This is a genomic window from Stenotrophomonas sp., from assembly GCF_050737575.1.
GTDB lineage: Bacteria > Pseudomonadota > Gammaproteobacteria > Xanthomonadales > Xanthomonadaceae > Stenotrophomonas.
In genome coordinates this window covers 539,284-547,136 of record NZ_JBOHXW010000003.1, presented here as the reverse complement: position 1 = coordinate 547,136, position 7,853 = coordinate 539,284, and the positions used below count along the sequence as shown (strand labels likewise).

The following is a 7,853-nucleotide window of genomic DNA, read 5'->3' as shown; positions in this document are numbered from 1 at the left end:
CTCCCCAACCCCTCTCCCGTAAAGGGAGAGGGGCTTTTAGGTTGCGCTTGCCGGAGGGGCTTCGGGCGCGCAAACAACAACGCCGCCCTGCGGCGGCGTTGTCTGTCGCTGAAACTGCGGCTCGCTTAGAAACCGCAGAAGCAATACGCCAGCGACTTTACCGGGGTGCCGTTGCGGTCCTTCACTGCGTCTTCGACGAAGCGCAGCTGGGTGTCCAGCTCCGGCATCGAACGGGCGATCAGCATGCGTGCCACGCCCGAGTCGGCCAGCATCCAGGCGCCCATGCGGCTGCCGGCAAAGCCGGTCATGAACTGCGAGAACGGGGTTGCGCTCTTCTCGATGTAACGCACGCGGAACTTCTCGGCGTCGCCCAGCTTGGCCCGGTCGGCAGCGTCGGCCACGGCCGCCTTGAGGCCGCCAAACTCGTCCACCAGCCCACGCTCCTTGGCCTGTGCACCACTCCAGACGCGGCCACGGGCCACTTCATCGATGGCTTCGACCGGCTTGTTGCGTGCCTGCGCGACCTTGCCGGTGAAATCGGCATAGCCCTTGTTGATGATCGACTGGATCACCTGGCCCACGGCCGGGTCCATCGGGCGGGTCACATCGAACGCACCAGCAAAACGCGTGGTGCCGACGCCATCGGTGTGCACGCCGATCTTGTCCAGGCTGCGGGCGAAGTTCGGGATCATGCCGAAGATGCCGATCGAGCCGGTGATGGTGGATTCGTCGGCGTAGATGCGATCGGCGTTCATGCTGATCCAGTAACCACCGGATGCGGCCATGTCGCCCATCGACACCACCACCGGCTTGCCGGCGGCCTTGAGCGCGTCCACTTCGCGGCGGATCTGCTCGGAGGCGAAGACTTCACCACCCGGCGAATCCACACGCAGCACCACGGCCTTCACGTCGTCATCGTCACGGGCCGCACGCAGCAGCGCCGAAGTCGATTCGCCACCAACACGGCCAGCCGGCAGGTCGCCACCGGCGATTTCGCCTTCGGCCACCACCACCGCCACCTGCGGACGCGAGTCCATCGGCGAGCGGCGGGTATCGACCTGCAGCAGGTAATCGTTCAACGCGATCTGGCGGTAGCCGCCATCGGCATCGCTGTCGGCTGCGCCGCGCTCGGTGAGCAGCGCCTGCACTTCCTCGCGGGTCTTCAGGCCGTCCACCAGCTTCTGCTGCAGGGCGAAGCGGGCCAGGTCGCCTTCGACCGCGGCAATGCCTTCGGGCAGCGTGTCGATGCCGGCCGCCAGCTGTGCGGGATCGAGCTTGCGCGCCTTGGCGATGTCGCCCAGGTAGCGCTGCCACACGTCGTTCATCCAGAACAGGTCCGCTTCCTTGGCCTGCGGTGACGCGGCGTCGAGCACATACGGTTCGGCGGCGGACTTGAACTCGCCCACCTTGAACAGGTGCACGTCCACGCCCAGCTTTTCCTGCAGGCCGGTACGGAAGTACTGGCGGTAACGGCCCAGGCCCTCCAGCAGCAAGCTGCCCATCGGGTCGAGGTAAACCTCGTCGGCCTGCGCGGCCAACAGGTACTGCGACTGGCTCAGGTTTTCGCTGTAGGCGACCACCTGCTTCTTGGCGGCACGCAGCTCCTGTAGCGCCGTGGCCACTTCGCGCATCGAGGCGAAGCCGCTGGGCTGGAGCTTGTCCAGATTCAGCACCACGCGCTCGATCTTCTTGTCGTCCTTGGCCGCTTCAATCGCGCGGATCAGGTCACGCAGCTGCAGCTCTTCGGCATTGCTGTCGCCCAGCGCCTTGCCCAGCGCGCGGCTGACCGGATCGGTGCTGAACTGCTCGACCAGCCGGCCTTCGGGCGCGATGACCAAGGTGGTGCGGTCCTGCAGCACCTTGGTCGAAGAGGCGCTCATGCCCATCGCGGCAACGAACACCATCAACAACAGCAGCAACAGGCCGAAGAACACCAGGTTGAGGATCAACCGGCGGGTGAAATTCATCACATCCCACAGACCGATGAAGAAGCTGGCGATGGGATTGCGACGCGGCAGGGGTGGGGGATTCATGGACGCTCCGAATGGGGCTTGTTGCAAAGCAGGATACTCAGAACCACGCAGACCGGCATGGCCTTTAAGTCAGGGGGTCGCGTGGGCGATCAAGCGCCGGCTGCTGACCCGCAAACGCCAGCCCAGCAAGACTGCGGCAACACTCAGGCCCATGATCAGGCCCACCCACATGCCCTGCGGTCCCCAGCCCAGGCCAAGGCCAAGGCCCGCACCCAGCGGCATGCCCACGCCCCAGTACGCAAACATGGCGATGAACATCGGCACGCGTGTGTCCTTGAGCCCGCGCAGCGCGCCGGCCGACAGCACCTGGATGCCATCGGGAATCTGGAAAGTGGCCGCGTACAGCAGCAGCGTGGAAGCCAGCGCGGCCACGGCAAGGTCGTCGGTGTACAAGCGCACGACCGCTTCGTGGCCCAGCAGGAGGCCGGTGATCGACAGCAACTGGGTGACCATGACGATGGCATAGCCGGCCCAGGTGGCGCGGCGCACGCCCAACGGATCGTTGCTGCCCACGGCATGGCCCACGCGCACGGTGGTGGCTTCGGCCACGCCCATCGGAATCATGAAACACAGCTGCGCCACGTTGATGGCGATCTGGTGGGCGCTGGCTTCAATCGCACCGATACGGCCGATCAACAGCGCGGTGATGATGAACAAACCGCCTTCCATCAGCACGGTAATGCCGATCGGCAAGCCAGTGCGCAGCAGGTCCCAGATGGCACGCCAGCGCGGCAACTCGAAGTGGCTGAACAACTGCAGGTGGGCGAAGCGTTTGGTCGTCCACAGGTAGGTGGCAAAGGCGATCGCCTGCACCCACATGGTTACCGACGAGGCGATGCCCAGGCCTTCGGCGCCCATTTCCGGGAAGCCGAACTTGCCGTTGCACAGCGCGTAACCCAATGGCCCGAGCACCAGTAATCCGCCGAAGCCGATCAGCATGGTCGGCAAGGTCCAATGCATGCCTTCACTGAGATAACGCATGCAGAAGTACAGCGTCAGCGCCGGAACACCCCAGCGGATGGCGTGCAGGAAGCTGGTGGCGCCGGGCACGATTTCCGGGGCGATACCGAACGCCGGCAGGAACGCCGGCACGATGCTCAGGAACAGGAACATCAGCACGCTCAAGCCCACGCCCAGCCACAAGGCCTGGCGGAACAAGGGGCCGATTTCGCGCTCGCGGCCTGCGCCGTGCAGCTGCGAGACCGAGGCGGTGAGCGAGATAAGCGTGCCAATCGGCACCAGCATCGGCAGCCACAACAGCGCCGTGCCGATGCTGACCGCCGCAAAGGTATCGGTGCCGTGGTGGCCGGCAATGGTGTTGTCAACGAAAGCGATCAGACCGGTCGAGACGTGGCCCAGCACCAACGGCAAGGCGAGCAGACCGGTCGTCCGCACTTCTTGCATGAAGCGCGGGGTAGCGGGAGAAGTAGACATATACAGAAGACGCAGACTGCGGCCGGCGCGGAAAGCGCAGCGATGCCGGGTTGCGGAGTGTGCGCATTCTAGCGTGGCAAGGCCGTGACTCGCCTGCCCCGCCGTTAAACGGCCCGCGCAGGTCTCAGCGCGCCACGTTCTGCTGCAGCCAAGCGGCACGTTGCGCCGGGGCAAGCGCCAGCAGTTGTTCGCGCAGTGCGACCCGTTCCTGCGGCGGCGTGCGCTGCGAGATCAGGCTCAGTTGTTCCAGCTGTGCGGGATCGAGTTGATGCAGCAAGGCCAGCATCGGTTCGCGCTGCTCGGCCGGCAGGTAGCCCAGCAAGGGCTGCAACTTGGCGTAAAGCGCACCGAGGCGCGGCCCCAGCAACCAACCGTCGCGGTGCATCTGGTCCATGCCTTGGAAGTGCGCCTGCAGGGCATCGCGCTGCGCGGCGGACATGCCGGCCAAGGCAGCGGCGGCTTGCGCGATGCGCTGACGCTCGGTTTCAGGCAGCGCCTGCCAGGCGGCATAACGGGCGCGCAGTTCGCGTTTGGCCGACGGCGTCATCGTCGCCCATGCGGCCTGCGGCGTTTGTACGCTGGTAGCGGGCGTTGCCGGTTCAACCGATGCCGGCAAGGCGCTGGGCACGGCGGCCTGCGTGACCAGCGCGGCACTCAACAGCAGCGGCGCGCACAGCCAACGGCAATCAATTTTCAGCATCTACCGTCTCCAGTGCGGCACCGGCCGGTTCCGGTCGGCTCGGCTGCGGTTGCGATTCGTCCACCGGCAGCGGACCACCGGCGGCGTACCAAGCCAGGAAATCCGCATCACGCGCCAATGCCAGGCGCGGATCGGCCAGCATGGCGGCGTCGGTGGCGACATGGGCGTCCTCGCCGGGGGCCAGCGGGGTGCTGTCATCGGGCAATTCTTCGACCTGCACCGGGCCGGTGTCGCTCAGTCCACTACCGGCATTGGCATCGATGGCGGCTGACGTATGCGAACGCCACCACCACCACGACACCACGGCCAGCAGCAACAGCGGCACGCACAGCAGCAACCAGGTACGCAGGCGCCAAGGCGCGCGCTGGCGACGGCGCGGCGCGGGCTTGCGGCGGTCGTCCTGGAACGTCAGCGTGGGTGCTGGCGCCGGCTTGCTCGGCAGCACACCGCTGATGACCGAGTCTCGCAGCTGTTCCAACTGCTGCAGACGCGGCTGGGAGAGATCGCGGATCCGCGCCTGCACGTCTTCGGCCAACTGCCGCCAGCCGCTTGCATCGGGATACCCCTCGGCGTCGCGTGGGCAGGCACCGGCCAGGGCCTGGCGATACGCATCCGCCTCGACGCCCAGCACTGCGGCGGCAGCCGGCTCGTCCAGGCCAGCGCCGATCCGCAACAGCATTGCCAGCCGCTCGGCCGGGGCCAGCACTTGCAGGTGCGCTACCGACTCGGGCCAGTGCCCACCGGCTGGCGGAGCCAACAACTGCGGGGTGCTGCACAGCAGGCCCCAGAAACGGGCCGGCCAATCGGCCATCTGCAGGTTGGCGGCGTGGCCGACAAAGGCGCGCATGGCCACGGCCACCGCGCGTTCGGCCAGGGCCGCATCGCCGGCCTGCAATTCGGCCACCACCAAGGCGCGGCGCTCGACGCCACGCAGGAAGGCGGACAGTGCATTGGCTGCGGCTGGGGAAAGAGAAGCGGGTGCAGCCGTCATGTGAACTCCATCATCCCGGGAATGATACCCAGCGCATGATTGGCTGCGACGCCTGCACACAGCCTTCACAGCGCACATCACGGCCTCTGCCGCAAGTTGTGCACAGCGTCAATACCATGTAACAGACACTGGGCATGGAGCAGGGTACAGCGACGTTTCGTTTTTGTTTCACGGCCAAGTCATTGATTAAACTACACTATTCAATGTGGCTATTTTTTGACCAAGTTGACCCTGAGGCTTGAACTGTCGTCCAAAGCGCGTGGAGCACATTGTTCACCCACAGAGTTATCCACAGCAAATGTGGATAAGCCAAAATCCCTAATCAGGGCCGGTGTTTACGCGCCATTTATGTGGGCCTTCACAGCAACACAACGCAAGCCAATGAGCGCAGGCCACCTGCCCGCTGACGCTACACTGCCCGCCATGCCTGCCTGCCCCACCCTGCGCATCGCCTTGCCGGTGCCGCTGCCGCAATTGTTCGATTACCTGCCGCCAGAAGGCAGCCCGCCACCCGCCCCCGGCGATGTGGGCCGGCGCCTGCGGGTGCCATTTGGCCCGCGTGAACTGGTGGGCGTGGTGGAAAGCCTCGGCCAGGCCGACGACGGCGCTCCGCTGCGTGCGGCGTTGGAGTGGCTGGACCCGGTGCCGCTGATCGGCGGTGAGCTGGCCAGCTCGCTGCAGTGGTTGTCGCGTTACACCCACGCCCCGCTAGGCGAAGTGATTGCCACCGCGCTGCCGGCGCCCCTGCGCCGCGGCGAGGCATTGCCGGATACCCACGGCTGGGCCTGGCAGCTGACCGACGCCGGCCGCGATGGCCTGGCCAAACTGCGCGCCGGCACCCGCCCGCAACGGCTGGCAACGCTGCTGGAAGCCGGTGCGGTCAACGAAGACCTGCTGGACGACCAGCTCGATGACTGGCGCAGCGCGGCCCGCGCCTTGGCCAAGCGCGGCTTTGCCGACCGGGTGGATGTGCCGGCGCTGATTCCGCAGGCCGATACCCGCCCGGGGCCGACGCCCAACCCGCAGCAGCAGACCGCCATTGATGCGATCAACGGCTGCGATGGCTTCCAGCCGTTCCTGCTGGATGGCGTCACCGGCAGCGGCAAGACCGAGGTCTATCTGCAGGCGATCAGCCAGTGCCTGCAACAAGGCAAGCAAGCGTTGGTGCTGGTGCCGGAAATCGGCCTGACCCCGCAGATGCTGACCCGCTTCCGCAGCCGCTTGGGCATTCCGGTGCACGCGCTGCATTCGGGCTTGAACGACAACGAACGCGCGCGGGTGTGGGCGGCCGCATCGCGGGGCGAAGCGCGGGTGATTGTCGGCACGCGTTCGGCCATCTTCACGCCGCTGCCGCAGCCCGGCTTGATCGTCATCGACGAGGAACACGACGGCAGTTACAAGCAGCAGGATGGCATCCGCTATCACGCGCGTGATTTTGCGCTGGTGCGCGGCAAGGCGCTGAACGTGCCGGTGGTGCTGGGCAGCGCCACGCCCTCGCTGGAGTCGCTGCACAACGCGCGCAGCGGTCGCTACACGCACCTGCGCCTGCAACAACGTGCCGGCGATGCAAAGCCGCCGGGCGTGCGCGTGTTCGATGTGCGCAAGCGTCCGCTGCAGGATGGCTTGTCGCCGGAAGTGTTGACCGGTATCGCGCAGCATTTGAAGGCTGGCAACCAGGTGTTGGTGTTCAAGAACCGACGTGGTTATGCACCGGTGCTGCTGTGCCACGACTGCGGTTGGACCGCGCCGTGCAAACGCTGCAGCACGCCGCTGCACACCACGCCGATGACCGTGCACGGCGGCGGCCGTCGCCTGCAATGTCATCACTGCGGCGCACGCCAATCGGTGCCGTTGGCCTGCCCGGACTGCGCCAGCCTCGCGCTGCAGCCGCAGGGCATCGGCACCGAGCGATTGGAAGAACGGCTGCTGCAGTTGTTCCCGGATGTCCCGGTGCTGCGCATCGACCGTGGCACCACCACGCGCCGCGATGCACTGGAACAAACCTTGGCCACGCTCGGCGACCAGCCCGGCATTCTGGTCGGCACGCAGATCCTGGCCAAAGGCCATGACCTGCCGAAGCTGACCTTGGTGGTGGTGGTAGGCATCGATGAAGGCCTGTTTTCAGCGGACTTCCGCGCCAGCGAGAAACTCGCGCAGCAGCTGATTCAAGTGGCCGGTCGCGCCGGCCGTGCCGAACGCCCAGGCGAAGTGTGGTTGCAGACGCATCATCCAGATAACGCATTGCTGCACACGCTGGTCAACGGCGGTTATCACGCCTTCGCCGAGGCCGAATTGCAGCAACGTGAGGCGGCGGGTTTTCCGCCGTTCGCGCACCTGGCACTGATGCGTGCCGAGGCCAAGCAGGTGGAACAGGCCAATGAATTTCTGGCGGCAGTGAAACAGCTGATTCCCGCGCAGAACGGCGTTGAACGCTTTGGGCCGATGCCGGCACCGATGCCGCGTCGTGCTGGATTTCAGCGCACGCAGTTGTTGTTGTCGGCGGAGCGGCGGCGGCCATTGCATGGCGTGCTGGGCCAGTTGATGGCGCAGGTGTATGCACTGCCGCAGGCAAGGCGCGTGCGCTGGTCGCTGGATGTGGACCCGATGGATTTGTATTGAGACATCTGAGCACCCCATCCCTTCTCCCGCATGCGGGAGAAGGTGCCCCAAAGGGGCGGATGAGGGAAAGCTCTAC

Annotated in this window: 5 protein-coding genes; 1 reads left to right on the top strand and 4 read right to left on the bottom strand. The window is 66.0% G+C overall.

The genetic code is table 11. The features are described 5' to 3' along the window. Nucleotides 1-125: 125 nt before the first annotated feature. From sppA to ACREP4_RS08525, 4 genes are all read right to left on the bottom strand, one after another. Nucleotides 126-2,033: a signal peptide peptidase SppA gene (sppA, locus tag ACREP4_RS08540; protein WP_431595747.1), complete on the bottom strand. Its 1,908-nt coding sequence runs from the start codon at nt 2,031-2,033 to the stop codon at nt 126-128. Between the two features lie 69 nt (nt 2,034-2,102). After that, nucleotides 2,103-3,467, bottom strand: coding sequence for an MATE family efflux transporter (locus tag ACREP4_RS08535; protein WP_431595746.1), 1,365 nt, complete (start codon nt 3,465-3,467; stop codon nt 2,103-2,105). A gap of 124 nt (nt 3,468-3,591) precedes the next feature. Beyond that, entirely contained in the window at nt 3,592-4,167 is a 576-nt protein-coding gene (locus ACREP4_RS08530; RefSeq protein WP_431595745.1) for a DUF3106 domain-containing protein, read from the bottom strand. Beyond that, complete coding sequence (locus tag ACREP4_RS08525; protein ID WP_431595744.1) at nt 4,154-5,158, bottom strand: hypothetical protein; 1,005 nt, start codon at nt 5,156-5,158, stop codon at nt 4,154-4,156. Before ACREP4_RS08525 ends, ACREP4_RS08530 begins: the two co-directional genes overlap by 14 nt. 423 nt (nt 5,159-5,581) lie before the next feature. Here ACREP4_RS08525 and ACREP4_RS08520 point away from each other — a divergent pair, with 423 nt between their 5' ends. Continuing rightward, a complete protein-coding gene (locus ACREP4_RS08520) occupies nt 5,582-7,777 on the top strand; it encodes a primosomal protein N' (protein ID WP_431595743.1) in 2,196 nt (731 codons plus the stop codon). Nucleotides 7,778-7,853 lie beyond the last annotated feature (76 nt).